This is a genomic window from Mixta sp. Marseille-Q2659, assembly GCF_940807255.1.
Lineage (GTDB): Bacteria > Pseudomonadota > Gammaproteobacteria > Enterobacterales > Enterobacteriaceae > Mixta.
In genome coordinates, this window is record NZ_CALNWY010000041.1 from 1 (window position 1) to 25792 (window position 25792).

The 25792-nt window shown below is 59.8% G+C and carries 24 protein-coding genes and 1 pseudogene; 13 read left to right on the forward strand and 12 right to left on the reverse strand.

Going from position 1 to position 25792, the window contains the following annotated elements:
* From P3C52_RS19150 to P3C52_RS19195, 10 genes and pseudogenes are all read left to right on the forward strand, one after another.
* Nucleotides 1–807: pseudogene (locus P3C52_RS19150) on the forward strand (EscN/YscN/HrcN family type III secretion system ATPase); the annotation flags it as partial.
* Nucleotides 791–1252, forward strand: a complete 462-nt coding sequence (locus P3C52_RS19155) for a hypothetical protein (protein ID WP_275556475.1) — start codon at nucleotides 791–793, stop codon at nucleotides 1250–1252. The pseudogene P3C52_RS19150 and the gene P3C52_RS19155, both read left to right, overlap by 17 nt.
* Nucleotides 1249–1713, forward strand: coding sequence for a hypothetical protein (locus tag P3C52_RS19160; protein WP_275556476.1), 465 nt, complete (start codon nucleotides 1249–1251; stop codon nucleotides 1711–1713). Before P3C52_RS19155 ends, P3C52_RS19160 begins: the two co-directional genes overlap by 4 nt.
* The gene (locus tag P3C52_RS19165) at nucleotides 1710–1910 is read left to right on the forward strand and encodes a type III secretion system HrpP C-terminal domain-containing protein (RefSeq protein ID WP_275556477.1); all 201 of its coding nucleotides are present in this window, start codon (nucleotides 1710–1712) and stop codon (nucleotides 1908–1910) included. The genes P3C52_RS19160 and P3C52_RS19165 overlap by 4 nt, the downstream gene beginning before the upstream one ends.
* A complete protein-coding gene (locus tag P3C52_RS19170; RefSeq protein ID WP_275556478.1) occupies nucleotides 1907–3016 on the forward strand; it encodes a FliM/FliN family flagellar motor switch protein in 1110 nt (369 codons plus the stop codon). Before P3C52_RS19165 ends, P3C52_RS19170 begins: the two co-directional genes overlap by 4 nt.
* A 6-nt stretch (nucleotides 3017–3022) precedes the next feature.
* Entirely contained in the window at nucleotides 3023–3676 is a 654-nt protein-coding gene (gene sctR, locus P3C52_RS19175; protein WP_275556479.1) for a type III secretion system export apparatus subunit SctR, read from the forward strand.
* Nucleotides 3677–3683: 7 nt separating this feature from the next.
* The gene (gene sctS, locus P3C52_RS19180) at nucleotides 3684–3944 is read left to right on the forward strand and encodes a type III secretion system export apparatus subunit SctS (protein ID WP_249893271.1); all 261 of its coding nucleotides are present in this window, start codon (nucleotides 3684–3686) and stop codon (nucleotides 3942–3944) included.
* Nucleotides 3944–4759, forward strand: coding sequence for a type III secretion system export apparatus subunit SctT (sctT, locus tag P3C52_RS19185; protein WP_275556480.1), 816 nt, complete (start codon nucleotides 3944–3946; stop codon nucleotides 4757–4759). The genes sctS and sctT overlap by 1 nt, the downstream gene beginning before the upstream one ends.
* Nucleotides 4752–5837, forward strand: a complete 1086-nt coding sequence (gene sctU, locus P3C52_RS19190) for a type III secretion system export apparatus subunit SctU (RefSeq protein WP_275556481.1) — start codon at nucleotides 4752–4754, stop codon at nucleotides 5835–5837. Before sctT ends, sctU begins: the two co-directional genes overlap by 8 nt.
* A gap of 402 nt (nucleotides 5838–6239) precedes the next feature.
* The gene (locus tag P3C52_RS19195; protein ID WP_275556494.1) at nucleotides 6240–7559 is read left to right on the forward strand and encodes an MFS transporter; all 1320 of its coding nucleotides are present in this window, start codon (nucleotides 6240–6242) and stop codon (nucleotides 7557–7559) included.
* Between the two features lie 259 nt (nucleotides 7560–7818).
* On the opposite strand, the gene P3C52_RS19200 is transcribed toward P3C52_RS19195, so the two are convergent.
* The 11 genes from P3C52_RS19200 to P3C52_RS19250 form a co-directional block, all read right to left on the reverse strand.
* The gene (locus P3C52_RS19200; RefSeq protein ID WP_275556482.1) at nucleotides 7819–8241 is read right to left on the reverse strand and encodes a type III secretion system chaperone; all 423 of its coding nucleotides are present in this window, start codon (nucleotides 8239–8241) and stop codon (nucleotides 7819–7821) included.
* Nucleotides 8242–8253: 12 nt separating this feature from the next.
* Nucleotides 8254–13491, reverse strand: a complete 5238-nt coding sequence (locus tag P3C52_RS19205; RefSeq protein ID WP_275556483.1) for an AvrE-family type 3 secretion system effector — start codon at nucleotides 13489–13491, stop codon at nucleotides 8254–8256.
* A 20-nt stretch (nucleotides 13492–13511) separates the two neighbouring features.
* Entirely contained in the window at nucleotides 13512–13700 is a 189-nt protein-coding gene (gene hrpT, locus P3C52_RS19210; RefSeq protein ID WP_275556484.1) for an HrpT family type III secretion system protein, read from the reverse strand.
* 8 nt (nucleotides 13701–13708) lie between these two features.
* Complete coding sequence (gene sctC / locus P3C52_RS19215) at nucleotides 13709–15763, reverse strand: type III secretion system outer membrane ring subunit SctC (protein ID WP_275556485.1); 2055 nt, start codon at nucleotides 15761–15763, stop codon at nucleotides 13709–13711.
* Between the two features lie 75 nt (nucleotides 15764–15838).
* Nucleotides 15839–16066 carry an HrpF protein gene (locus P3C52_RS19220; RefSeq protein ID WP_038628603.1) on the reverse strand — a complete coding sequence of 76 codons (228 nt, stop codon included), beginning with the start codon at nucleotides 16064–16066 and terminating at the stop codon, nucleotides 15839–15841.
* A gap of 75 nt (nucleotides 16067–16141) precedes the next feature.
* Nucleotides 16142–16744 (reverse strand): type III secretion system stator protein SctL, encoded by a 603-nt coding sequence (gene sctL, locus P3C52_RS19225; RefSeq protein WP_275556486.1) that lies wholly within the window; start codon nucleotides 16742–16744, stop codon nucleotides 16142–16144.
* Nucleotides 16728–17273, reverse strand: a complete 546-nt coding sequence (locus P3C52_RS19230) for a serine kinase (RefSeq protein ID WP_275556487.1) — start codon at nucleotides 17271–17273, stop codon at nucleotides 16728–16730. The genes sctL and P3C52_RS19230 overlap by 17 nt, the downstream gene beginning before the upstream one ends.
* Complete coding sequence (sctJ, locus tag P3C52_RS19235; RefSeq protein ID WP_275556488.1) at nucleotides 17270–18046, reverse strand: type III secretion inner membrane ring lipoprotein SctJ; 777 nt, start codon at nucleotides 18044–18046, stop codon at nucleotides 17270–17272. The genes P3C52_RS19230 and sctJ overlap by 4 nt, the downstream gene beginning before the upstream one ends.
* A gap of 5 nt (nucleotides 18047–18051) precedes the next feature.
* Nucleotides 18052–18417 carry an EscI/YscI/HrpB family type III secretion system inner rod protein gene (locus P3C52_RS19240; protein ID WP_275556489.1) on the reverse strand — a complete coding sequence of 122 codons (366 nt, stop codon included), beginning with the start codon at nucleotides 18415–18417 and terminating at the stop codon, nucleotides 18052–18054.
* A gap of 67 nt (nucleotides 18418–18484) precedes the next feature.
* Complete coding sequence (locus P3C52_RS19245) at nucleotides 18485–18724, reverse strand: hypothetical protein (protein ID WP_275556490.1); 240 nt, start codon at nucleotides 18722–18724, stop codon at nucleotides 18485–18487.
* 143 nt (nucleotides 18725–18867) lie between these two features.
* Complete coding sequence (locus P3C52_RS19250) at nucleotides 18868–19761, reverse strand: sigma 54-interacting transcriptional regulator (protein WP_275556495.1); 894 nt, start codon at nucleotides 19759–19761, stop codon at nucleotides 18868–18870.
* Between the two features lie 569 nt (nucleotides 19762–20330).
* Here P3C52_RS19250 and P3C52_RS19255 point away from each other — a divergent pair.
* Together P3C52_RS19255 and P3C52_RS19260 are read left to right on the forward strand one after the other, a co-directional pair.
* Nucleotides 20331–21095, forward strand: a complete 765-nt coding sequence (locus P3C52_RS19255) for a hypothetical protein (RefSeq protein WP_275556491.1) — start codon at nucleotides 20331–20333, stop codon at nucleotides 21093–21095.
* On the forward strand, nucleotides 21095–22216 hold the full coding sequence (locus P3C52_RS19260) for a hypothetical protein (RefSeq protein ID WP_275556492.1): 1122 nt from the start codon (nucleotides 21095–21097) through the stop codon (nucleotides 22214–22216). Before P3C52_RS19255 ends, P3C52_RS19260 begins: the two co-directional genes overlap by 1 nt.
* A 49-nt stretch (nucleotides 22217–22265) precedes the next feature.
* Here P3C52_RS19260 and P3C52_RS19265 read toward each other — a convergent pair whose 3' ends face one another.
* The gene (locus P3C52_RS19265) at nucleotides 22266–23291 is read right to left on the reverse strand and encodes a transglycosylase SLT domain-containing protein (RefSeq protein ID WP_275556493.1); all 1026 of its coding nucleotides are present in this window, start codon (nucleotides 23289–23291) and stop codon (nucleotides 22266–22268) included.
* Between the two features lie 176 nt (nucleotides 23292–23467).
* Here P3C52_RS19265 and P3C52_RS19270 point away from each other — a divergent pair.
* On the forward strand, nucleotides 23468–25792 hold a 2325-nt coding region (locus P3C52_RS19270; RefSeq protein ID WP_275556496.1), incomplete at its 3' end, for a sigma-54-dependent transcriptional regulator.

A 25792-nucleotide genomic window follows, 5' to 3' on the forward strand; every position in this document is an offset into this window, starting at 1 on the left:
ACGCTGCTGGCGGAGCTGGCGCGTAACGCGCCCTGCGATGCGATTGTGTTTGGGCTAATCGGCGAACGCGGGCGCGAACTGCGTGAGTTTCTCGATCATGAACTGGACGAGGAGTTGCGCAGCCGCACGGTCTTGATCTGTTCCACCTCCGATCGCAGCAGCATGGAGCGCGCCCGCGCCGCTTTTACCGCCACCGCCATCGCCGAAGCCTTTCGCGAACAGGGCAAAAGCGTGCTGCTGATCCTCGATTCCCTGACCCGCTTCGCCCGCGCCCAGCGTGAAATCGGCCTGGCGCTGGGCGAACCGCCCGGACGCGGCGGCCTGCCGCCCTCGGTGTATACCCTGCTTCCGGGGCTGCTGGAGCGCGCCGGACAGACCGAAAAAGGAGCGATTACCGCGCTCTATTCGGTGCTGATTGAAGCCGACTCGATGAACGATCCGGTGGCCGATGAGGTGCGATCGCTGATCGACGGCCATATCGTCCTGTCGCGCCGCCTGGCGGAGCGCGGTCACTATCCCGCTATCGATGTGCTGACCAGCCTCAGCCGCACCATGAGCAACGTCGTCACCCGCGAACAGATGCGCGACGCCACGCAGCTGCGTCGCATGATGGCGGCGTGGCAGCAGGTCGAAATGCTGATCCGCCTTGGCGAATATCAGCCCGGCCACGATGCGATGACCGACGCGGCGGTCGAGGCGCAACCGGTAATTAACGGTTACCTGCGTCAGGCGACGCGCGAGCCAAGCGCCTGGGAGGCGACGCTACATCATCTTGCAGAGGTGAGCCAACATGCGCCAGAGAACTAATCCTGTCGAAGAATTGCCGCCGGACGATCCCGGTGCCGGTCTGCGCGACGCCTTTGCGTTGCTGTTGCCGATCCGCCGTCAGCGCCTGCGCCGCAGCGAACGCCAGCAGCGGCAGCATGAGCTGCAGCTGAAGCGGTTGCGGGAAGAAGAACGGGCCGCCGCCGGGCAGCTCACAGAACGGCAGAGTGACTATCAAACCCTGCGCGACGGCTTCGATGCCGCGCATCTGGGGCATCAGACGTTGTCCCAGCTGCAGCGCGGCCTGCAACGGGAGGCGCAGGCTGCCGGTGCGCTGCAGCAGCAACAGCAGCAGGTGCGGGAGTATGAATGCCGGTGCGTTACGCAAGGCGAACGGCTGGCGGCGGCGCAGACGGAAACCCAGCGGCGTCAGCGCGAACTGGAAAAGCTGGAGATGCTGATGCAGGAAAATGAGGTGAAACCATGAATCCTTTTGCCGAGCGCGCCGTGACGGCGAAGCCGCGACCGGAGCCGGAGCGCCGTCCGCAGGAGCGGGAGACGCCAGACCGTCGTACAACGCCCGCGCCTGCTGTGCGAACGAAACCGCAGCCGCAGCCGGAACCAATGCCCCAGGCGAAGCCCGCGTCGCGCGCCGCAGAGCGAACGCGCAGTGAACGCAGCCAGGGTAACAGCCAGAGCAGCGGCGCAAAGCGCGCTGATGAGCCTCAGACCGCCACGCCCGACGCTATGCTGTTCAGCACTCTGTTGGATATGGTGCCGACGCCGCCCGCGCTGCATCCCGGCGTAGCGGAGCTGCAGCCGCGCACGCATCATGCGCCAGCGGCCCATTCCCCCATGTCGGGCGGTGCGCCGCTGGCGCTGTGGCAGCCGCTGGAAGCGGAGCTGGGCGCATCGCCGATCGCCAGCCCGACGGGCCGGTGGCGATGACGCTGCTGCTGCCGCGTCTCGGCGCGGTGGATGCGCGCCTGCAACATCTGCCTGCTGGCGGCTGGGATATTGCGCTGCGTTTTTCTCCGGCGGCGCTGGGCGCGCTGGAAGCGCATCAGGAGCGCTGTCGGCAGGCGTTGCGGCGTCGGCTGGCCAGCCGGGTGCGCCTGCGCTTTGAGCAACGGGGGGCCGCATGACGCTTGCTCTGCCGCGTCTGAAAACGGACGACGCCCGGCTGCGCCAGCGTATCGGCGCCGGACAACGCTTTGACTACAGACTGGCGGGTGAGACGTGCCAGCTGGCGCTGTTTCTGCTGCCGGCGGGCAGCCAGCCGCAAGCAAATTCACCTGACCCGGCGTCCACCACAGGCGACCAGCCCGCAATAAGGGTCACGGGATTTTCCTCTGCGGCAGACGAGCGCACGTTGGCGCTGCGCTGCGACAGCGGCATTGTGCAGCTCAGCGATGCAGAAGGCGTGCTGGGCCTGCTTTCTGATTGTCCGGCGCTGCCGCACGTCGAGACGGAGGTGACGCCCTGGTACTGGCCACTGTTTTATCAGGGCATGAGCGAGGAATTACAGCGGCTGTTTGGTGAGCTGACGCCGGTAAATACGCTAAATCACGCGTCGTTTGCCCTGCGGCTGGAACTGATGGCTGGCGAACTCCACTTACAAAGCACGTTGACGGCATCGATCGCCACGCTGAACGCCCTGCTGGATAAGCCAGGATGGCGGCCTGCGGCGGCGGCGCTGCCGTCCGGTCTGCCATTGTGCTTTCCGCTGAGCCTCGGTGCGTTGACGCTGAGCGCCGCGCAGCTGCGTCAGCTGCGGCCGGAGGATGTGCTGCTGCCAACGCGCGGCGCCTTTTCTCCGCGTGGAGAAGGCACGTTGCAGCTGGCCGGCATGCGCCTGACCGGAGAACTGACCGGCGAGGCGGACCGGGCTTTTTTTACTCTTTTTGATCTGGAGATCGCGCCTGTGACATTTCCCTACGATAACGATGATATGGCCTCCGCGCCGCCGCCCGATGAGCGCCAACAGAGCGAATCAGCGCCTGCGCTCGATGGCCTGCCGCTGGCGTTAACGGTGCGCTGCGGCCAGCTGCGTTTAACGCTGGGGGAGCTACAGCGCCTGAGTGCCGGTTCTACGGTGATGGTCGATAACGTGCAGCCGGGCGAAGCGCTGCTCTGTCACGGCGATTTTCCGCTGGCGAAAGGCGAGCTGGTGGATGTGGAAGGGCGGCTGGGACTGCAGATCACCCATATGCTGCCGGGCAGCATCAATCCTCTGGGCCACGACAGGTAAGCGCGCATGGAGATGCAGTCGCTTAACCCGATGATGCTGGCGTTGTTCCTCGGCGCGCTGTCGCTGGTGCCGATGCTGATGATCATCTGTACCTGCTTTCTGAAAATTTCCATGGTGCTGATGCTGACGCGCAATGCGATGGGCGTGCAGCAGGTGCCGCCCAATATGGCGCTGTACGGCATCGCGCTGGCCGCCACGCTGTTTGTTATGGCGCCGGTATTTAATGAATCGAGCCAGCGCATCAAGGCGATGCCGCTCGATTTCAGCAGCATGGAACGGCTGGAATATACCTTCGGCAACGGCGCCGAGCCGCTGAGAAAATTTATGTCGCACAATACCGATCCCGACATTCTGGTGCATCTTCAGGAGAACGGCGCGCGCATGTGGCCGAAAGAGATGGCGCAAAGCATTACGCCGCAAAGTCCGCTGCTGATTATTCCCGCCTTTGTGCTGTCGGAGCTGCAAAACGGCTTCAAAATCGGCTTTCTGATTTTTATTCCCTTTCTGGTGGTCGATCTGATTGTCTCCAACGTGCTGCTGGCGCTGGGGATGCAAATGGTTTCACCGATGACGGTCTCGCTGCCGCTAAAAATCCTGCTGTTTGTGCTGGTCAGCGGCTGGACGCGTCTGCTGGACGGCCTGTTCTACAGCTATCTGTGAGGCGGCGATGGAGATACTGACGTTTTTCCGCCAGGCCATGCTGTTAGTGGTGCTGCTTTCCGCGCCGCCGCTGATTGTGGCGGTGCTGGTGGGAATGGTGATTTCGCTGGTGCAGGCGGCGATGCAGCTGCAGGATCAGACGCTGCCGTTTTGCCTGAAGCTGGTGGCGGTGGGTATTACGCTGGCGATGACCGGACGCTGGGTAGGCGTCGAGCTGATCCAGCTGACGCAGAATGCGTTCGCCATGATGTCGCGGGTAGGCAGTTAATGCTGTGGAGCGACGCGCTGGATCAGCTGTTTAACGCGCTGCTGGCGCTATTGCTGGGCATGACGCGCATTTTTCCCTGTCTGCTGCTGACGCCGATCTTCTCGTTTTCCGTGATTAAAGGCACGTTGCGTACCGCTATCGTGGTGGCGCTGGCGCTGTTTATCGCGCCGGTCATTTACCAGGATATGCTCAGCGCGGCGCTGTCGCTGCCGGCCATCGCGGCCATCGCGCTTAAAGAGCTGATCCTCGGCACGCTGATTGGCCTGATTCTGGGGTTACCGTTCTGGATGTATGAATCGGTAGGCGCGCTGTTCGATAACCAGCGCGGCGCGCTGATGGGCGGACAGATTAACCCGCAGCTGGGGCCGGACGCTACGCCGCTGGGCTACCTGATGAAACAGACCATTATTCTGCTGCTGATCGTTGGGCCAGGGCTGGGCGCGATAACACAGCTCATCTGGGACAGCTACCGCATCTGGCCGCCGCTGGTCTGGCTGCCGTCGCTGAGCGAACAGGGCTGGCAGGTCTGGCTGGGGCTGCTGAAGGAGACCTTTGTTACCATGGTGCTGTACGCCGGGCCGCTGGTTGGACTGCTGCTGCTGCTCGATTTTGCCGTCGGCATCATTAGCATTTACAGCCCGCAAATCCAGGCCACGGTGCTGGCGATCCCGCTGAAATGTTTGCTGGGACTGCTGTTTTTTGTGCTGTATCTGCCGCTATTGAATCATCTGGCGGGCGAGCGCCTGTTTGAGCTGCGCGACCTGACGCCTGTTTTCCCTCATCTGTTCGATGTTAAAGGCGCGGGCCATGAGTGAAAAAACCGAAGACGCAACTCCGCAAAAGCTGCAGGAGTCACGTAAAAAAGGGCAGGTCAGCCAGAGCCAGGATATTCCCAAGCTGCTGATCTCGATTGGCATTCTGGAGGCGATTTTTGCGCTGGTGGATAGCGGCATGCAGCGGATGGAAGCGATGATTATGCTGCCGCTGACGCGTATCGGGCAGCCTTTTGGTCATGCGATGGAAGAGGTGGCCACCGATTCGCTGCTGGTGCTGGCGCTCTTTTCCGCCATTATCGGGGCGATTGCAATTGTGCTGCGCATTGTCGGCGGCTGGCTGCAGTTCGGCCCGCTGTTTGCGGTAGAAGCGATGATGCCGAAGCTCGATAGCCTGAACCCGGTGAACCACTTTAAAAATATGTTCTCGGCGCGCCAGTTCACCCAGCTGCTGACCAGCCTGGTTAAGGCGCTGGCGATTGGCGTAGTGCTGTGGCTGGCGCTGGAGCCGGAAATCGGTAACCTGGCGCGCCTGGCACAAACCGATCTCAACACCTTCTGGCACGGCGTACTGATGCTGTTTATCAAGGCGGCGCGCCAGGTGTTGCTGGCGCTGCTGGCGATGAGCGCGCTCGACTTTGGCATACAAAAATATTTTTATCTGAAGCAGCAGCGTATGAGCCACGAAGATATTCGCAATGAATTTAAGCAGAGCGAAGGCGATCCGCATATGAAAGGGCACCGCCGCCAGGTGGCGCATGAAATTCTCAATGAAGCGCCGAAAGCGCCGCGCCAGGTGGCAGTGGAGGAAGCGGACGTGCTGCTGGTCAATCCCACCCACTTTGCCGTCGGGCTTTACTATCGCCCCGGTGAGACGCCACTGCCGCGCCTGCTGTTTAAGGCCAGTGACGATGATGCGCACCATTTAATCGAGCAGGCGCAGCGCGCGAAGATTCCGGTCATTCGCTATATCTGGCTGGCGCGCACGCTCTATCGCACCACGGCGGAAGGTGAGTGGATCCCGCGTGAAACCTTAAAAGCGGTGGCGCAGGTCTATCGTTTGTTACGCGAGCTGGAAGATCACTATCTGGATGAGGTGATCGAGCTGGAGGAGGAATAATGCGCAGCGGAAAAAATCAGCTTGCCCTGAGAAAAGCCATACGAAACGATAAAGCGCAGCGGTAAAGGTTCAGATAAGACATACCTTTCTGCCGCCTTTAAAAAGCATTTTTGTTATTAATTTGAAATAATCAGAAACTTTCAAAATTGAACGGGTTGCACCTGTATATTCTTCTTCACCTGCCTGAATCGATAAAATACCCCGCCAGATAAACCCTTTTACAGAGTATTAATCGCTGCTTATTTCATCGTGATCTGACCAGTTTAACGATGCGTCAGCTTGTCAATTGTAACAAGAGCCCTTAAGTTGCCTAACAAATCAACAACCTTTTTTCCATCAGGTTGCACCTGAAGCGCGCCAGGTGACACCTGCTCCATCATCCATGCAGCGGGGTTAACGGTCATAACGCAACATGAAAGCAGCACCACGGTTCTACGAAAAAACAGAAAGGTATTAATTGCCAGCCTGACGGGAAGTTCGATCGAGTGGTTTGACTATTTTCTGTATGGCACGGCGGCAGCACTGGTCTTTAACAAGCTCTTTTTTCCCATGGTCGATCCGGTGATCGGCCTTATTCTGGCCTATCTCTCCTTTTCCCTGACGTTTTTTATTCGCCCGATCGGTGGTGTGATTTTTGCTCATATCGGCGATCGTATTGGCCGCAAGAAAACGCTGGTGCTAACGCTTTCCCTTATGGGCGGCGCTACGGTGATGATCGGTCTGTTGCCCACATACGAAACCATCGGCATTTGGGCGCCTGTGCTATTGATTTTGATGCGCATTATTCAGGGAATAGGCATTGGCGGCGAATGGGGTGGGGCGCTGCTGCTGGCTTATGAATACGCGCCAGAGAAACGCAAAGGCTTTTTCGGTAGCATTCCGCAAGCGGGCGTGACCATTGGGATGCTGATGGCAACCTTTATCGTCTCGCTGATGACATTGTTCAGCGAGGAAGATTTCCTCTCCTGGGGCTGGCGCATTCCCTTTCTGTTAAGTTCCGTTTTGGTGCTGCTGGGGCTGTGGATCCGTAAAGATATTGACGAAACGCCAGACTTTAAAAAAATGAAACAGGCAGGCCAGGTGGCGAAGGCGCCCTTACGCGATACCCTGAAACATCACTGGCGCGAAGTGCTGATTGCCGCCGGTCTGAAAGTGGTTGAAACCGCACCTTTCTATATTTTCTCAACCTTTGTGGTCAGTTACGCCACCGCTACCCTCCATTATCAAAAATCGCAAGCGCTGGAGGCCGTGACGCTTGGCGCGCTGGTGGCCACCATCATGATCCCGCTGATGGGGCTGCTTTCCGATAAAATTGGTCGTCAGCGTATGTATGCGATCAGCGTTTTTGTTCTCGGTCTGTTTATCGTGCCCTGGTTTATGCTGCTCAACACCGGAACGACCTGGGGAATTGTGTTGGCAACGGTGATCGCCTTTGGCATTCTCTGGGCGCCGGTAACCGCTGTACTCGGTACGCTCTGTTCTGAAATCTTTAGCGCCAATGTGCGTTATACCGGTATCACGCTCGGCTACCAGCTGGGCGCTGCGCTGGCGGGCGGCACTGCACCGCTTATCGCTACCGGTTTGCTGGCGAAATATGACGGGAACTGGGTGCCGGTGGCCTGGTATCTGGCGGCCACCGTGGTTATTTCGCTGCTGGCGATATTCTGCGCCAGCCGGGTAAAACGCGAGCTGGCGATTCAGGGGCAGACTTATAAGCGCTAAGCGGTCGCTGGTAAAAGGATGGCGGTCCTGACGGAAAGCGCTGTTCCGGCAGGCGCCCGAAGCAACGATAGAAGATATAGCGGCGTTTATTGGCGTAAGCCTGGCCATCAGAGCCGGGCTTTCTGATTAATCAAGGTAGAGCTGTGTGGGACGACAGTCATACAGTTTTGCCAGTTTTTCCAGCGTGGCGCGTTGGGTTTGGTGCGTTGCTCTATCGCCGACACGCCAGCCTGCGTGATGCCTAATGCGTTTGTTACCTTTAAGCTGCTGCCGTCTCAGCCAGCCTTGCCAGCAGCGTTGGCATAAACTCCCGTACCTGCTGCCCGTGATCGATAAAATTATTCACCAGCGCGGTGAAACGCGGCGCGTCCATCTGCGCCAGCGGATGCTGACAGCACAGCCGCAGCGTTAGCTGCGTATCGAGCGCCAGCCAGCAGCCGCGCATGGCCTCCATCTCAAAATTCATCGCCAGCAGCGCGCGCCACAGCGCCGCATCGTCGCGTATCTCCTGTGAAGGCAGGATCTGGCAATGCAGCAGCAGGTTGTCACCCGGCGGCAGTTCAAGCACCGCCAGCTCCTGCTGCTGATCAAGCAGGACGCAAACGCCATTATCCAGCGTCAATTCGGTGTTCAGCGTACGGCCATACTGCTCAAGCAGGCGTTGCAAATAAAGACTGTCCATTAACGGCTCCTGTTAACTTTTAAGTACCCGACCATCCTGCTGTGCGGCCTGTAACGGCGTCGCCAGCTGTTCTGTGCTGCGGCGAGCCAGCTCGCCTTCCAGCGTGTAAGATTGCGGGCTCTGCTGATCGCGTCCGTAGCTGAAACTGATCTTGCCGAGATTGCGGCTTTTGGCGATGGAAACATTGCTGCCGCCGCCCAGCAGAAATTGTGGCGTAGTCACGCCGTCGCTTTTGCTCTTGCTCTCGGTAAAGGCGATCGATTTGATGCGCATATTGCTGCGCGTTTTCAGGCGTGACTCCAGCTCGTCGCGGCTGATACGACCGGCAATCCAGTCCGCGTTAAGCTGCTCTTTAACCTGATCTTTCGGCTCCAGCGTTACCACCGCCTGGGTATCGGGAGAAAGCTTCATCTGCTTGATCAGCCCGCTCAGATGCGCATCCCGCTGCATCATGGCGTGAATGCGGTTGGCATTGCTAAGCTCATGGTTAGATTCGGTTTCATGGTTCAGCATATCGCCGATCCAGTGCAGCAGGCCGTTGCTGTCGATTTTTGCCAGATTGTTATAGCTCGACTGCGTCTCCGCGCCGCCCGGCAGCGGAACGTGATGATTGAGCGCTTCCCGCTGCTGGCGTAGCTTCACCAGCTCACGCATCGCGGCATATTGCGCATTATTCGTGACCTTGCCCTGCGCCTCGTGCTGACCAAAATGGTTCAGTAGCGCATCGAGTTTTTCATCATTGGTTTTTACCGGGGTTCCGCTGTCGGCGGCGGGATCTTTGAGCGAATCCATCAGCTGTGCCGTCGCCCGGTCGGTAAAGGCTTTGGTCAGGCTCTCCGTCACCTTATCCAGATGCGTGGCGGCCAGCCGATGCGGCTGGGTCAGCTCCAGGCTTAATGACTGCTTAGTGCGATTATCAAAGCTGTAACGCACACCCGCGCCGGTGGTCGCCATAATCGGCTGACGCGCCTGATCGGTACGGTTCACCATGCCGCTCGGCGACATAAAGCGGGCTTCCGCCGCGCCCTGGTTAAAAAAGCGCACGCGGTTGGTGCTGCTGGTCTGTTTGCTGGTGCTGGGGTTGCCGTTGGTGTTGCGCTCGCGTGAGGCGGCGGCAATGTTAAGGTTCGCTGCGAGGCCACCGCCAAAGCGCGTCGAGGCAATCCTGTCTTTCTCATTCTTATTGGTCATCGGCAGACCGATGCTGGCCTGCGCGGCAGCGCTGGTATCCAGACTGGCGGTCCAGGTGGTGCCGTTTTTCACCTTATGCTCATTGCCTTTATCCAGCAGTTCCAGCGGATCGATCTGGTTGCTGGCCAGGCGGTTAAGGAAATCGCCGATTTCGTTGTCGGCAAGGCTGAAGCTGACGTTATTTTGCGCCTGGCGCTGAATATTCAGCGAGGCCGCTGCGCCCAGCCGGACAACCGGCGATGCGCGATGCTCGCCATTTTTACCGAAATTCACATCGTCAGGATTAACGTGGCCCGTCAGCATGTTTCGGCCAACGGCGGTAAAAGGCGTAATGCCGCCTGCGCCGTTGCGTCCAACGGTAACGGTCAGCCCCTCTTCGCCACGGGCAAAGGCCAGGCTGTAGCCGCGATCGGCGTTGGCTCGTCCGCCAATCACGCTGATCGTCTGAGCGCCCGGCAGCACCACGCTGGAGGCAAAGGCGCCGTAATTACTGTTAAAGGTCAGGCTCTCGCCGTTACTCAGCGATTTCAGCTCATTCGCCAGGCTCTCTACCAGCTGCGGCTGGCTCTGCGCGTTAAATACCGTGCGCGAGGTCAGATTAAGGCCGTGGTGTTCTTTGGCGAAGGCGTTAGTCATCTTCTTGATCGCATCATAGTTCGCCTCAACCTGCTGGGTGTTGGCGAAGCCCTGATCGGTCAGCTTCTTCACCGGATTATCGTTCCAGCGCCGGTCGCGCAGGTCGTGGATAGCCGTTTGCAGCGCCGCGCGCGCCGCCGCCGGATCGCCGCCGGTCGCCAGCGTGTGCTGATAAACATCCAGCGCGCTGTGCAAATGCTGCTGGGTCATGGCGTCAAGAAACAGGCGCGATTTCACCAGCCCCAGCTCATCATGGCTGTCGCGCGTCGGCTTATGAGTATCATGTTTGAGATGATCGAGGGTTAAGCGACTGGCGCGCATGCCGTTAATGATGCGCAGCGCTGGCGCGGTATGGGCGGAAGGGTTGTTATGAATCAGCTGGTGCAGCGTGCCGACCATTTTGGGATCGCGGTGGCTGGCTGCATTCAGGTGACCGTGATGGGTGTTCTTTAACGTCTTCGGATTGGTGTTCAGTTGATTTTTATCATCCAGCACGCCGTAGTGTTGGCCGACCGCCTGGCTTTGCAGCATCAGGCTGCGGCCCAGATCTTCGGCAAAGTCGGTAATCGCCTGATGCAGCGTTGGATCGCTGTTTTTAATGTTCATCTGGGTCAGGCGCTGCTCCAGCGCTTGATGGGGCTGGATAATCGTATTGTGTCGGGCGGTGATCGCCTGCGCGATACTGTTTTGCGCCTGATAAAGCGGGCTGAGTCCTTCGCGTCCGTTCAGGCGATGCTTAACTTCATTGCCCAGGTTTTTTAGCGGACGCGGCCAGCCGCCGCCGGAAGTGCGCAGTACAAACGCCTGCATACGTTTTTTAAACGGGCTGTTTACTCGCGAGGTGTCGTTACCGCTGCTGCCGAACAGGTCGATCTCGCGTTTATAGGTGACGTTGGTGCCGGGAATACGCCCTGACTTGCCCGCATCGCCCAGCCGGCCAAAGGTGGTGGCGGAGCTATTGTTTTCATCGTTCTGCAGCGCCTGCTGGCGATCTACCGGCTGCCAGCTGCCTGCTTCCAGCCGGGCGGCGTTGCCCGCTTCGTCCGCGACCATCAGCTGACCTTTGCCATCGGTATGCAGGCTGGCAGGCGTGCTGAGGCCCGGCGGCAGCGCGCTAACTGGCTGCCAGCCATCGCCGTTGCTGCCCTGCCATTCCTTGCTATCCAGCATAAACAGCTGACCGCCGCCGGTCAGACCGAACAGCTTGTTATATTCATTAACCGCCATATCTTTCAGCTGCGCCTGCTTTGCCGCCTCGCCGGTTAAGCCCTGAGTGGCGGGCAGGCCGGTTTTGGTGATGCGCTGTGGCGGCTGGCGATCGCGCCGCAGGCCGGAGGAGATCTGATGCAAACGCATTTCGCCGCTCTCATCCAGCGCCAGCAGCCGACCGTTGCCCAGCGAGGCGACGGTCTGCGTTTTGCTCTCTTTGCCCAGCCCGTGCAGCGCCAGATCCGCCTTAACGCTGTTTTTCACCTGCGTCATATGAAACAGGTTGTTGTGGTGCAGGGTTTTATTGCCCGCCTGATTGATTTTCAGCGGCTTCACCTCGCCGCCTTCCACCTTTAACGGCAGGCCGTCATTGCCGCGAATTAAACGATCGGCTTTTTCACTGGTCGGTTCCCAGCGGCGGGAAACCGCATCGTAAAAATGCACTTTGCCATCCATCAGCGCCACCTTGCCGAGCCGACCGGCATCGACCACGGCGTGCGGCAGCGGCTCGCTGCGGCGCAGCCCTTTCTGATAATCCATTATCAGGCTTTCGCTGAGGTTCCAGCCGGGCGTGACGCCATGCGCATCCAGCTGACAGCTGTGTTCGTTATCCAGCCGATCTTTCACCACCGCGTGGAGCTGACCCTGACCGTTGTTATGCAACGCGGTAATTTGCGCGCCGTCGCCAAAGGCGGTGCGGATCGCCTGGTTGCGCGGATCTTCGTTGAAGTTAACCTCGCGGACGCTGGCATCGGGACGGGCGGCGCTGAACAGCTTGCCGTTGGGATCGACGGCAAGGATCTGGTTGTGATGCAAAGCGATGGCGCTGAGCTGAAAATCATGCGACTGGCCGTTTACGCTCTGCTTCATTGCCAGCGTCGGGCTTTGCCAGTCGCCAGCGTTGATATTATTCATCAGCCGCAGCTGCTGACCGTGGCTCTCTTTATCTTTCAATACCACCGCCAGCTCGCCCTGCGAACCAGCGCTAAAGGCGGCGATTTTGTCATCGAACACCAGGCTTTTTTGCTGCTGGCTCAGGTTGTGCAACCGCTTATCTCCCTGAATGGCGTAGAGCTGGTTGTTGCCCTGGCGGCTGAGCTTATCGAACGTTTTCTCATCCACACCGTGCATTGGTTCCCAGCGCTGGCTCGCGGTGTCAAAACGATGCAGACGATTTTCATGCAGCCGCAGATGTTCGTCTGGCGCGCCGTCAGCGGGCTGGTGGCGGTAAATGCCGGTCAGCAACGAATGAACCGCCCGATCGGGCAGCGGACGATGCTGCTGCGTTCCGTTGTGATGCAGGGCGATACGCTGACTGACGGTATCCAGCCGCGGCTGATGGCCAGGCGGCGTTGGCTGGCTGTGGGCCACGGCGGTAAAGGCCAACGGTGAATCCTGCACGTTAAGCAGCCGTCCGCGGTGATCGAGCAGAACATGATGATGCTCACCGCCGCTGGCATGCCAGCGATAGCGCTGATCGGCTTTCCCCAGGGTTTGATCCAGTAACGGCTTGAGCGTCTCTGCCGCCTCAATATGAAGGCGACCGCCGTTCAGCGCGAGACGGTTTAACTGTTCGTCAGGTGCCGCAGCGGCTGGCGCTGGCGTCTGGCCTTCAGCAGAAGTACGCTCCAGGCGCTGGCGCTGCGCCTGTTTGGTCGCCAGCTTCGTTTTCTCATCGTCGCTAAGCGTGTTGGCCTGACGATCGGCTATCTGGTCGATCAGCTGCAGCATATTGCTGCTCCATTCGGACACCGAGTCCGGCGAAAGATGGTTCTGCTGTGGCGGTCTGCGGCTGGATGGCGACGCGTCAGAGAGCGAGTTGCGGCGGGCTGGCGCGGCGGGCCGCTCGCTGCCGCCTGGCGCGCTATCCATTGAATGACGGCGTGCCGGTGGTTTGCTCAATGGCCAGCTATCGACGGGAGTCGCCTCGTGTTCGCCAGTAGAGTGACGCCGCCGCGCCGTGCCGTTTTCCGCATTCTGCGCGGCGCGGCGCGTTTCCGGCTGTGAATGCTGTCGCCGCAGCGAAGAAGTGGCGCCTGGCTGCTGATGTACCGATGCGGGTGCGCGGGCGCTGCCCAGCAACAAGTTGCTGCTGCTGCGCTGTGTGGCGCGCGCCGCGCCCTGAGTAACGCTAGATTGCGCGCTGCGAGCGCTAATTTGACTGGCGGCTCGCGCCACGGCGCTGGCGCCTGCAATAACCGGAGGAAAAACCATAAATACTCCTCGTTTTGTTCTCAGGGATGAACCTGCACCTGCGTGTAATCGTAAGAGCCGTTGCGCAGCTCCGGTTGCCACCAGATGGTCAGGTGTTGCAGGTCGGACTGAGGGCGGCAGCCCATATCCTGACAGCCGGGCGGCGCTTTCGGCGCGCAGGCGCTCAGCAGCAGGCTAAACAGGGCGGTAAAAATGAGTTTGCGTAGCATAAGCATCCTTAGCGTGTCAGGCGGCTGCCGGTAGCGGTGGAGGAGAGCAGCGAGACGCGGCTCGGACGGGCGACGGCGCCGGGTTCAAAGGCGACGTAAACCTCCGCCGATTCGCCGGGGCGCAGCTGCGAACGCGGCCAGACCGCCACCGCCAACGTGCGATCGCTGCGGCAGCTCGCCTCGTCAAAGCGCTGCGTCACGTTGCTGTTATTGGTCACGACGCCGACGGTGATTTGAACCGAGTTGCTGTGATACCACTGATGACGCCGGTAGTCGTTAAACAACCCGCCCGGCAGGCTGCACAGCGCGCTCAGCGTCTGGCCGCTGCCGCCGGTCGAAAAGCCGGTCGGCACGCGGTTTTCCGCTAAATCGCGCAATGCCGTTTCCACCAGGCTTTTCATATCGGTGTATTTATGGCGGCGGTTAACGTCGCTCATCGCATCGTTAAGCTGCGAGCGGTTTTCTTCTGCGATATAGCGCGACGGATCGACCTGATCGCCCACCAGATGCGGGGTGATAATAAACAGCCGTTCACGCTGGGAGGTTTCATGTTGCGTTGAGGTAAACAGCTTGCCGATCAGCGGAATGCTGCCGAGGATCGGAATGCGCCGCTCGCGATCGCCGCTCTGCTTGGTATGAAAACCGCCCATAACCAACGAGCGCCGCTCCTGTACCAGCGCCTGGGTGCTGATCACGCCGTTGCTGGTGCCTTCCGCCTCGCCGTCATCGTTTTTATCCAGTTTGCCGTCCTCAACGTCCACAATCAGCTGCACCGACGATTTGACATTGCCGATAGCGCGCGGCGTCACGCGCAGGCTGGTGCCAGCGGTCACCGCCTGAATATCGGCAACCCGTTCGCCGACCGCGCGAATAAAGGCGGTATCGCTGAAGTCGATCACCGCAGGCTGGTTCTCCAGCGTCATGATGGAGGGATTGGCGATAATCGACGCGGTGCCTTCCCCTTCCAGCGCCTGAATATCGGCGAAGAAGCGGCGAAAATCGGTGACGAACAGCGTGCTGGGGCCGGAAAGCAGCGTCGAGCCGCCGCTGACATTGCCGAACTGTCCCGCCCAGCTGCTGGAGAGACGCGCCAGCTCGTTGCGATCGATGTCCACGATCAGCGCGTCAATCTCGATCAGTTTTTGCGGGACGTCGATCGTCGCGATCAGCGACTGATAGGCACTGCGATATTTCGGATCGTCGCGCACCAGCAGGGCGTTATTGCGCACGTCGGCGGAAACGCGTCCGGCCATCGCGCTCGTGGTGCCGCCGGAGGTGTCGTGATCCTGATGGGTGCCGCGCCCTATTAGCTGGTTCAGAATGCCCTGCGATTCCATGCGCATCTGTTCCATGCCTTCTTCACCGCCCTGGCCACCGCTCATCCCTTTGGCGCTGTCGCCGCTGCTCTGTCCCAGCAGCTCGTTAAGCATGGTCGCCACGCCCGGCACCAGCAGCGTCTGGTCGCGATAGCGAATATTACGATCGGCCACCGAGGCGTATTTCAGCGGAAAGGTCATCATCTCTTTCGGCTCTTTATCCTCTTTCGGCGTGTCGGACTTTTTCGCGAAATCGGCGATCAGATTGACATACTCCGGCGGGCCGGTAACCAGCACCACGCCTTCATCAGGCAGCTCGCCCCAGCCGAAGCGCGGCTCCAGCAGGCCGACGCCTTTCAGCGCCTGTTTAATATCGGGCGCGGCGTCGGGCGAGATCTCCAGCCGACGCGAAGTCTGCGCCGCCAGCGGGCTGACGTAGAGCGTGTTGTTGTAAACAAACCACTGAAAGCGATACTCCAGCGCCAGCCGGTTAAGAAAGGCTTCCGGGCTGACGGCGCGCAGACGGCCGGTCACATTGCTGTCGGGCAAGGTGCCAAGATTAATATCCACGCCAAAGCTGTTAGTGAAGTCTTCAAGGATAATGCTGAGCGGCGTATTGTCGGCGGAATAGGCGTAGGCGCCGTTTTTCCAGGCTTCCGGGGTGCTGGCATGCAGCGCGCCAGCGCATAGCAATAGCAGGGCGGCTGTCCAGCGCAGCAGCCGTTTAATAGCGGGCAGGGCGATCACACCTTACTCCTTTCTTCTGACATCTGTTCACGAAAGCCCGTAGCGGCAGCCGCAGCTGCCGTCCGTTAACGCAGATCAGTTAATGGCATCGATAATCGCTTTACGGATGCCGAACTTAAACTGGGTATATTGCGAGCTGGCCCAGCTGGCGTTGGACATATCCAGCAGCTGGTTTTGGAAGGCGTACATATCGCTGAGACTGAACGGTTGTCCTGACATCTCTTTGGCGAACTGGTAGGTCTCGTTGTGGGTACGGCTGGACTGGCTGGATAAGCGGCGTTGCAGCAAATCTTCGGAAGGCATGACGCGACTCCTCTGGGGTTAACATTCTCCCTTGAGTGGCGACTATTGCCGTTGGGTTCCGTCGGGGATAAAAAATTATCCGCCGCCCAGCGCCTGGCAGAGCGAGTGCCAGCTGATATGCAGCTCGCCTTGTTGAGCGATCAGCCGCAGCGCGTCCGTTTCCAGGCGATCGTCGGGCGCGAGTTGCCAGCGCAAAGCGGGGCGTGCGCTCAGCCAGGCGGCCAGCGTCGGCTGCCGGGCCGGGGAACAACAGAGCGTCGCCTCGCTGTCCGGCGTGGCCCGGTGTAATAATTGCGTCAGCAGCGCCTCCAGCCGTGCGGCAGGCGGCACTTCGGCCAGGCAGTGCGTCAGCGCCTGGCTAAGCAGTTGGCTGGCCGTCTGCACGATCTGCTGCTGTTGGGCTTCACGCGCCCGTTGCCAGTCGTCAAACAGCGTTTGCGCCTGCTGCCAGAAGTGCGCCTGCTCCTCTTCAAGCCGCTCGGCGGCTTCCGCCTCTGCCTGTTGCAGGATCTGTTGCGCCTGATGCTGCGCCGCCTCCAGTAGCTGTTGCGCCTGCGCTTCCGCCGCCAGCACGATCGCCTGCGCCTGTTGCTGCTGCATCAGCGCTTCCCGGCTCAGCAGCGCCTGCTGCGGCTCCGGCGGCGTAAAGCAGGTTAACGGCCTAAGCTGCCACATCATCATTCTCCTGCGGCTGACAGCGCCACAGCGCGGCCTCCAGCAGCGGCTGTAGCCGCCGTGCCGGTAGCGCAAGCGGCTGCGGCGGACAGGCGAGCGCGGACTCGCGCGCAAACGCCATACGTAACCGGCTCCAGCAGTCGGGCCACAGCGCCTGCAACAGCGGCAGCGCCGCCGGGCTTTGCTGCACGTTTTCCGGCAGCCAGCTTTCCGGGCGCAATCCTTTCGCCAGACGCCGACACCAGATTTTTTCTTCGCCGGGCAGGTCGCTTTCCGCGCCGCAGATCGCGGCGGTTAACGCCAGCAGGCGCGTTTTTTGCGCTTCAGAAAGCGCCAGCAGCGCTAACAACAGCGGCGGCGGCGAGGGCAGCGGATCGCTTGCGACGCCCCACTGCTGGCCTATCGCCGCGCCGCGCAGTCGCGCCAGCCTGAGCTGTTCTCTTTCTGGCAGCGCAAACCAGCGATCCTGGCGCCAGCTTTCATGAGCCGTGCGCCAGTAGCCGCTGTGCCACCACATCAGCCATTCTGTCATGACGGTTTCCCTGGGTTGGCGACCGCCGTACGTGTTCCTTTTTTACCAGAGCGCAGCATCACTACGCCGATAATCAACAACAGCAAAATTCCGGCCACGCTCAGTACGGTTTTTATCAGTGAAAACTGGCCGGGAGAGAGGGTAAACGGCCCCATTTTTACCGTTTCGACCCGATCCTCATAGATTTTCGCGGGCACAAAAACGATGGCTAAATCGCGATCGTCGCGTCCGACCAGGCCAGGAATGCTGGTGGCGACCAGGCGGCGAATGCGCGGCTCAATGCTGTCGGGATCGAGCGAGTCGTGATATTTGATAAAGACGGATGCCGAGGCAGGCTGCACCGGCTCGCCGGGCGCAATACGTTCCGGCAGCACTACGTGTACACGCGCCACCACCACGCCGTCGATCTGCGCCAGCGTTGATTCCACCTCCTGAGACAGCGCATAGATATAGCGCGCCCGCTCCTCCATCGGGCTGGAGATCACGCCGCTTTTCTGAAAGACCTCGCCCAGGTTGGTGCGCGCTTTGCGCGGCAGTCCGGCGGCTTCGAGGATATTGACCGAACGCTCGATATTTTCCGGCGCGACCAGCACTGAAACGCCCGCCTTATCCACGCGCTTGCTGGCGGCGATATGGTAGCGATTCAGTTCGGCAACAATATCGTTGGCGTCGTTTTCGGCCAGGTTGCTGTTCAGGACGGTATCGTCGCCGCAGCCGCTCAGCAGCAGGGCAAGAAGGCCGACCAGCAGGGCTTTTACCAGACAAGGTCGCATAGCGTTTACTGTAAGTTGGTTAATTTATCCAGGCTTTGCACGCCTTTAGAGATGATTTTGGCGTTCATCAGGCTCTGCACGTAATAGTCCGACAGCGCGGCGTTAGCGGCGCTAAAATCGAGCGAGTTGGTGGAACGTGATGCGACTTGCAGATCGCGAAACGCGCTCTGCTGCGTCTGCTGGTTGCGGCTGATGGCATCCGTCAGGCTGCTGATAATATTGGGCGTGCTGCCTGTGGACGTGGAGCCTTCAGGCGCATTCATCGCCGCGCTGAACCATTGCGCATCGGCCTCGTTTACCGTCGGAGACGCCTCGTCCGGTTCCAGCGTGACTGAAGTGGTCAGAGAAGGTGAGGTGTTATTGACTTTCATCGGTTCGGCTCTTCTGTCAAAGGAAAGAGAGGGAGGAGCGTGGCGTTCTCCTCCCCGCCCTTGATGCTTAGTAGGAGATCTTCACCTGGGCAGCGGCTGAACCGGCCTGGGCCGCGCTGTCCGCGATGGCGTTGATATGCTGGTTCTCTGCATCCAGCTTGGCCTTTTCCACCTGGTTTTTCTGCATCTCTCTCTGTACGCCCTGCATTTCCATCATAAAGTCCGCCCCGCCCATTGCGCTTGAAAGCTGGGTCAGGGAGCTGGCGCCGCCGGTGATCATGCCTGTTAAACCTGAAGTTACGCCCATGGTTATTTCCTCTTTAATGTTGAAGGTTGTACTGCGATGGTTTCGATCATTAAGTGGCGAGCGCGCCGGGCGGGTTCCATAAAAATGCAGAATTTTTTTCGCACAAAGAAAAAGCCCGTCGTGTGATAACGGCGGGCGACGGGTCAGGCGCTGAGTTTCAGCTGTTTCAGACGGTGATAGAGGGTGCGGCGGGGAATGCCCAGCTCATGTACGACATCATCAATGCGGTTGCCGTGGCGATGCAGACATTCATGGATCAGGCTGCGTTCGATACGGCGCAGCCGCTCTTTCAGCATCACCGATTCGGTCGGCGGCACCGCCTGCTGGCAGAGCGGCGGCAGCCCCAGCACAAAGCGTTCCGCCGCCGCTTTCAGCTCGCGAATATTGCCCGGCCAGCTGTGCAGCAGCAGCGCCTCGTCCAGTCCGGGCAGGCGCGGCGGCAGCGGCTGGTTCAGACGCTGTGCGGCCTCCTGGGTGAACTGGCGGAACAGCGGAATAATCAGCTCTGGTCGCGAACGCACCGTGGGCGTCGCCAGCGTAATGGTATTCAGTCGGAAATAGAGATCGCGCCGGAAACGTCCTTCGTCCACCAGTTGCTCCAGCGGCGTTTGCGCCGCCGCAATGACCCGCAGCTTGAGCGGAATGCAGCGGGTGCTGCCGAGGCGCTCGATGGCACGCGACTCCAGCATGCGCAGCAGCTTGGCCTGCACCGTTAACGGCATGCTGTCGATCTCATCCAGAAACAGAATGCCGTTATTGGCGGCCTCAATGTAGCCGGGGCGCGAATGGCTGGCGCCGGTGTATGCGCCGGAAACCACGCCGAACAGCTCGCTTTCCGCCAGCGTTTCCGGGATGGCGCCGCAGTTTACCGGCACCAGCGGGCCACGACAGCCGGAGCTGTCATAAATGCGGCGCGCCAGCGTATCTTTGCCGGTGCCGGTTTCGCCCTCCAGCAGCACATCCACATGGAGTGGGGCAATGGTATCCACCAGCTTATGCAGGTGAGCGTGAATATCGGTGGTCGGGAAAGCGCACATCGTTGTTACGGGTGAAGCCAAAGAGGGTTGCTCAGCATGGCCGGTGCGCCGACTCTCGTGCGCCGGACAGCGCGTGCTGGTAGTAATTGCTCTGACCATAATGTCTCCAGTGACTCGACATAAAGTTTTGCTGCGCGTGGGTTTATACGCCGCTGGCGTAACGCAAAATGTGAAATTTTTTTTATGGCATACGGTTCATAAAAAATTACAAAAGCATTCGGTTTCCTTACTTTCCGTCATAACGATCGACCGCAGCTATCAGTCTGCGCTGATAAGTTCGTAAGGATTTCCAACCGCACTGTAGGGATTTCCTGACAGCCCGCCCGCGCATCCCTTTTACCGTGCCGCTTGCGGCGATTCCTTGCCCATCAAGGCCGCCAGATGAAATTTTTATGTCTGTGGGCCAGGCCACATCTCTTTCTGTTGTCGATGGAACTCCTTTCGCTGCTCCGCCACTTACAAAGCGAACCAGAGCCTGTCATGCCGTTACAAATGTCATGAAGCTGTAAGCACAGGTCGGCCTGGGAAGCTCAATTCATTCATAAACGTAACGTTTAACCGGAGGATGTATGGGATTTAAATTAGGCGGAATCGGCGGCGGCGCAGGCAAAACTACGATGCCACCACCGGATATGACCGGCAAAGGACGTCAGGACATCGGGCCGAATGGGCCACGTAACGATACCAACGTCAACAGCACCAACGGCACCAGCAACGGCCAGAGCGTTGATGGTAAAAACGGGAAAGGCGGAAAACTCGGCGGCAACCTGCTTGATTTCGGTTTGAATGCCGGTTCGGGCGCGCTGAATTTGCTGGGAACGGGCGTGACAGGCGGCGCAGGCCTGACGGGCGGCGCAGGTGCTACCGGCGGCAATCTTCCCGGCGCTCAACAGGGCAACCAGAGCGGCGGGCTGCTCTCGTCTGCTGGCAAAGGCGGCGGCATCAGCCAACTGCTACAGCAACTGGTCATGCTGCTTGGCCTGCAACAGCTGCTGAAAGGCGGCAACAGCGAGCAGAACCCGCTGCAGCAGGCGGGTACCCCGTCAGGCGGCAGCCAGCCGACGCAGGCTAATCAGGGCGGCGTAAATGGCATGATCCAGCAGCTCCAGCAAATGATGCAGCAGATGATGCAGATGATGCAGCAGCTGACCGGTATGCAGCAGGGTGGCGGTAACAGTGCAGGCGCGCAGTCCGGCGGCGACGGCCAGGCGAATGCGCAATCTGGCGGCGGCAACATGCTGAGTAACCTGCTGAATTCGGCGCTGCAGATGACCGGCCTGAACGCGCTGATGTCGCTGCTGGGCGGCGGCTCCAGTAACGGGGGCGTGAAATAATGGCATTAAACGTTAATGGAGGGGGCGCTGTCCCCCTGTTACCCGATCTTCCGACGCCGCAGCCCGGCGGGGCGGAACTTAACGCAGGCGCACAGCCTGGCCTGCTGAAAAGCAGCGGCGGCGTGCTTAATTACGGCGGCGCGGCGGCGAATGCGCCGCTGCTCGGCGAGGCATCCGGCGACGCATTGCAGGCGGGCAGCGGACAGCAGAGCGGCGGTATGCTGCAGGGCCTGCTGATGTTTATCGGGCTGCAATCGCTGCTGCAAAACCTGTTCCAGTCGGCAGGCAGCCAGCAGGCGGGGCAGACCGCACAGAGCGGCGAGGCCGGTCAGCCGCTGCCGGATGCTTCACTGCTGACTACGCCGCAGGCTGGCGGCGCAGGCGCGGGACAGGTGCGCAGCAGTGAGCATGACACCAGCGTCAGGCCGACCGAAAAGAACCTGACGGGCCGTCCGCCGGGCGATAACCGCAGCGCCGAGCAGATTCTGGATGAAAACCCGGTGCTGAAGAATCTGGGCAATCAAAAGGATATTAAGCGCGATCAGTTGAAAGAGCGCTTTGGCGACTGGACTGCCGATAACCCGGATCCGAAAAGCCGGGCGGATGCGGCCTACAATATGGCCTGCGTGCTTAACAGCGTGAAAGGACTCAACGATCGTGACGGCGATCCGCGCGGCGAGGTCAGCACCAACGGCAAGATTGAAGGGATCACCAAATCCGGCGACGCCCGTCACGGTACGGAAGCTGGCGTGCTGAAGGATATTGCGGAACAGGGACTCAGCGCGCTGCCAGCGGACGGCAACCTGCCGCAGACCAAAGATACGCATGTGCGTAAGGACGGCACCAATAAAGACAACTTCCAGTGGGGAATGGGCGAAATTGGGCGCGTGCTGTCCAATATTCCGATTCTGAAGTCGGTACTGGCGCCGGTATTTAACAATATCGGTGAGGCGCGGACGCTGGGCGATGTCTTTACCGGCGGCCTGAAAGGTCTGGCGGAAGGCGCGATGAGCGCGGCGCGTGGGCCGGTGGGCTGGGCGGTAACTGCGGCGACCGATACCATTTCCATTGCGGTGGAAAACGGCGGCAAGGATAAAAAGGATCCGCCACCTTTTTCCTGAGCAACGGAGAGCGGCTAAAGTCCCTGCAGCGATGCAGGGACTTTTTTTATCAGGCGGGCAGCTGGCCCTGGCCGCTGCTGATAATGGAAGAGAAGTTCATGACTTTATCAACGTAGGTGGCATCGCCGGTGCCGGTTTTAGAGATATCGTTGAGGTTGTTCACGTTGACGTTCAGCGGCCCGGAATTGTAGGCGCGCAGCGCCGCGCCCATATTGCCTCCAAAGGCGTTAAGCTGCTCTTTCATATAGAGCGCGCCCGCCATAATGTTATCCGCCGGATTGTTTGGATCGGCGTTCGGCCCTAACAGATCGCGATTTTTGCTTTGCAGATCGGCAAACGTATTGCTGTTGACCTGCATCAGCCCGCTGTCCTGCAGCCCGTTGCCGCCGTTAACCGTGGTGGCGCCCAGGCTGCCGCGCGATTCCTGCCAGATTTGTGCCGCCAGTATTTCTCCCGGTACGCCGGTTTTCGCCGCCGCATTTTGAATAGCGCCTTCATACGGCTTCAGCGCCTCCGGCAGATGCAGACCGCTGCTGCCGCTGGTGCCCGCTACGCTCTGGCTATTGTTCGTTGCGGTTGTTCCGGCAGGAGCGCTGCTCTGGCCGCCAGTAGCTGTTTGACCAACTGGCGTGCTGCTCTGGCCGCCAGCCGTCTGTCCGGCGGCAGTCGGCTGAGCGCCGCCTGCGGTTGTACCGCCGCCGCCTGTATCGGCAGCCAGATTCTGCAGCATACCTCCGCCACCGTCGGAAGCAGACTGACTGTTCTGCTGCCCGTTCTGCTGGCCGGTCAGCTGCTGAAGCAGCGGCATCAGCGTATTGAGCAGAGCGCTAATCAGCTGGGTCAGCGTCTGGGCGATTTCATTGTTTAACGCCTCTTGTGTCGAGCCGCCGTTCTGACCAAACAGCGCGCTGAGATCGGTACCGGCGCCGCCGCTTTGACCAAAATCGATCGAGGTCATGCCGCCAGACGGGGAAAACGCGCCGCTGCTGAGTGAGGAAGTTTTCTCTGACAGGCCGCTCAGGTCGGGCGGCGTCAGGGTTTGAGGGGGGCTTAGCGGCCCAGGTAATGTGATCATGGAGTCATCCTTATCGCTTGTGGGGTCAGTGTTAAGTGGCGTAAGGCGGTGAGCGGTTCCCTGCTTCTTTACTGTTTTCAATCTGTGCGACATCCCACAAATCCACCATTCCCTGACGCAGGCGCATCGGTGTTCGCGGCATCATAGCCCGGTGAGGTAAACCAGGGAACATCATGATGCGCAAAGATAAATTACTGAATTTTCTTATTAATCAGACCGATTTTTTTGATCCGCAGAACCTTAGCGAGGTGTTTACCGCCGCCTGGCTGGCGCAGCGCTTCGCGATGCAGCGCAATACCGCCAGCCACTATCTCAATCAGCTGGTGGCGCAGGGTGAACTGATAAAAATCAACGGGCGTCCGGTCTGCTTTCTGCATAAGGCCAGTTTCGAGCAGCAATTTTTTCCGCTGTCGCGCAATGAATACGCCAGCGTTGCCGAGCTGATGGCGGAGGAGGGCGAGCCGACGCCGGAGGCTGACCATTTCGCCCTGTTAATCGGGCACGACGGCAGCCTGAAAAAAGCCATTGAGCAACTCAAAACCGCGCTGTTTTATCCCGACGGCGGGTTGCCGCTGCTGATCACCGGCGACAGCGGCACCGGCAAAAGCTATATGGCGCAGCTGCTGCATGAGTACGCTATCGCGCAACAGGTGATTGCGCCCGAGGCACCCTTTATTAATTTCAATTGCGCCCAGTATGCCAGCAACCCGGAACTGCTGACGGCGAACCTGTTCGGCTATGTCAAAGGCGCCTTTACCGGCGCGGTCAGCGATAAGGCGGGCGCCTTTGAGGCGGCGCACGGCGGTATCCTGTTCCTGGATGAAGTCCACCGTCTGCACCCGGAAGGGCAGGAAAAGCTGTTTACCTGGCTCGATCGCGGGGAGATTTTTCGCCTGGGCGAAACCGCGCAGGGCCAAAAGGTGGCGACGCGCCTGATCTTCGCTACCACTGAAGAGGTTCACAGCACCTTTCTGACCACCTTTATCCGCCGCATTCCGATTCAGATAACGCTGCCCGATCTGGAAAACCGCAGCCAGCAGGAGAAGCAGGCGCTGATAATGCAGTTTTTCTGGCATGAGGCGCAGAAAGTGGGTGGACGTCTGCGACTCAGTCCACGACTGATGAGCGCGCTGGAACGCTATATTTATCGCGGCAACGTCGGCGAAATGAAAAATGCGGTGAAATACAGCGTTGCTTCCGCCTGGGCGCGGCAGATGAATCAGCCGATGATTGAGGTGACCATTCACGATCTGCCGGAAACGCTAATGGCGCAGCTGCCCGCCATCAGCGAAGTGCAGGCAGAGCCGGTCACTATCGAGCGCAGCACCTCGCTGCCCTGGCTGTTGCGTCAGCAGGACGGCGTGCGTCTGCTGATTCAGGATGCGCAGCTTGGCGTGCTGGCGCTGTTCGAGCAGTGGCGCAGCGGGCTGCTGGCGTGGGAAGAGATGGAAAAGCGCATGGGCAACGAGATTGAAAACCTGTTTGACCAGCTGATTTTCGACCGCCGCAACCAGCAGGATTCCGCCATGCTGCTGCTGACCAGCAGTCAGGTACGGGAAGAGTTTTACCGGCTGGAAAAACGCTTCAGCCTGCAGTTCAACGGTAACTGCATTTATGCGCTGAGCCACTATCTGCTGCATCGTGCCAGCGAGACGCCCGCGCGCCTGAACGCCGAACTGATCCGCCAGCTTTCGCATCAGCTGGAGCAGCGCTATCCACTGCTCTGTCGTTTTTGTCATGAGGTACTGGCGGCGGTGACGCTGAAGCTCGATCTCCATCCGCAACGTATCGACGCGCTGCTGTTGATTCTCTGGTTGCAGAAAACCGGCGTGCTGAGCCAGACACAGGTGACGCGCGCGGTGATCCTCGCGCACGGCTACGCCACCGCCAGCAGTATCGCTAACGTGGCAAACCGCCTGCTGAAAAATAATCTGTTCGAATCTTTTGATATGCCGCTGGACGTGACGCCGGAAGCGATTGTCAGCGAGGTGATGCACTATATCGAGCGCAACGCGCTGGCCTCCGGGCTGGTTATTTTGGTGGATATGGGATCGCTGAACGCCATCCACCAGCATTTTCATCGCCGGATCGCCACGTCGGTAGCGATTATCAATAACGTTTCGACGCGCATGGCGCTCTATGTCGGCGAGCGTATCCTGCGCGGCGATCGGGCGGAGGCGATTGTCAGCGAGGTGGCCGCCGATCTGCCCGTAGAGCATCAGCTGATCTATCCGCAACAAAATAAGCCGCGCGCGATAATTACCACCTGCGCCACCGGCCTCGGCGCGGCCAATAACCTGAGCGCGCTGCTGAAGGCAAGCATCCCGGAAACGCTGGCGATTGAGATGGTGGCCTGCGATTACGACAGCCTGACCGATCGCCAGAAGCGCGAGCCGCTGTTGGCGCGTTATGAGGTGCTGGCGGTGGTCGGCACGCTCGATCCACATCTGCCGGTGCCGTGGATTTCGCTGGAGTCGCTGATTTCCGGCAGCGGCAGATGT

What these genes read in the sequence shown, in the direction of transcription:
- P3C52_RS19155 (WP_275556475.1), top strand. Translation starts at nt 791, where the DNA reads ATGCGCCAGAGAACTAATCCTGTCGAAGAATTGCCGCCGGACGATCCC.
- P3C52_RS19160 (WP_275556476.1), top strand. Translation starts at nt 1,249, where the DNA reads ATGAATCCTTTTGCCGAGCGCGCCGTGACGGCGAAGCCGCGACCGGAG.
- P3C52_RS19165 (WP_275556477.1), top strand. Translation starts at nt 1,710, where the DNA reads ATGACGCTGCTGCTGCCGCGTCTCGGCGCGGTGGATGCGCGCCTGCAA.
- P3C52_RS19170 (WP_275556478.1), top strand. Translation starts at nt 1,907, where the DNA reads ATGACGCTTGCTCTGCCGCGTCTGAAAACGGACGACGCCCGGCTGCGC.
- sctR (WP_275556479.1), top strand. Translation starts at nt 3,023, where the DNA reads ATGGAGATGCAGTCGCTTAACCCGATGATGCTGGCGTTGTTCCTCGGC.
- sctS (WP_249893271.1), top strand. Translation starts at nt 3,684, where the DNA reads ATGGAGATACTGACGTTTTTCCGCCAGGCCATGCTGTTAGTGGTGCTG.
- sctT (WP_275556480.1), top strand. Translation starts at nt 3,944, where the DNA reads ATGCTGTGGAGCGACGCGCTGGATCAGCTGTTTAACGCGCTGCTGGCG.
- sctU (WP_275556481.1), top strand. Translation starts at nt 4,752, where the DNA reads ATGAGTGAAAAAACCGAAGACGCAACTCCGCAAAAGCTGCAGGAGTCA.
- P3C52_RS19200 (WP_275556482.1), bottom strand. Translation starts at nt 8,241, where the DNA reads ATGGACAGTCTTTATTTGCAACGCCTGCTTGAGCAGTATGGCCGTACG.
- P3C52_RS19205 (WP_275556483.1), bottom strand. Translation starts at nt 13,491, where the DNA reads ATGGTTTTTCCTCCGGTTATTGCAGGCGCCAGCGCCGTGGCGCGAGCC.
- hrpT (WP_275556484.1), bottom strand. Translation starts at nt 13,700, where the DNA reads ATGCTACGCAAACTCATTTTTACCGCCCTGTTTAGCCTGCTGCTGAGC.
- P3C52_RS19220 (WP_038628603.1), bottom strand. Translation starts at nt 16,066, where the DNA reads ATGCCTTCCGAAGATTTGCTGCAACGCCGCTTATCCAGCCAGTCCAGC.
- sctL (WP_275556486.1), bottom strand. Translation starts at nt 16,744, where the DNA reads ATGATGTGGCAGCTTAGGCCGTTAACCTGCTTTACGCCGCCGGAGCCG.
- P3C52_RS19230 (WP_275556487.1), bottom strand. Translation starts at nt 17,273, where the DNA reads ATGACAGAATGGCTGATGTGGTGGCACAGCGGCTACTGGCGCACGGCT.
- sctJ (WP_275556488.1), bottom strand. Translation starts at nt 18,046, where the DNA reads ATGCGACCTTGTCTGGTAAAAGCCCTGCTGGTCGGCCTTCTTGCCCTG.
- P3C52_RS19240 (WP_275556489.1), bottom strand. Translation starts at nt 18,417, where the DNA reads ATGAAAGTCAATAACACCTCACCTTCTCTGACCACTTCAGTCACGCTG.
- P3C52_RS19245 (WP_275556490.1), bottom strand. Translation starts at nt 18,724, where the DNA reads ATGGGCGTAACTTCAGGTTTAACAGGCATGATCACCGGCGGCGCCAGC.
- P3C52_RS19250 (WP_275556495.1), bottom strand. Translation starts at nt 19,761, where the DNA reads ATGTGCGCTTTCCCGACCACCGATATTCACGCTCACCTGCATAAGCTG.
- P3C52_RS19255 (WP_275556491.1), top strand. Translation starts at nt 20,331, where the DNA reads ATGGGATTTAAATTAGGCGGAATCGGCGGCGGCGCAGGCAAAACTACG.
- P3C52_RS19260 (WP_275556492.1), top strand. Translation starts at nt 21,095, where the DNA reads ATGGCATTAAACGTTAATGGAGGGGGCGCTGTCCCCCTGTTACCCGAT.
- P3C52_RS19265 (WP_275556493.1), bottom strand. Translation starts at nt 23,291, where the DNA reads ATGATCACATTACCTGGGCCGCTAAGCCCCCCTCAAACCCTGACGCCG.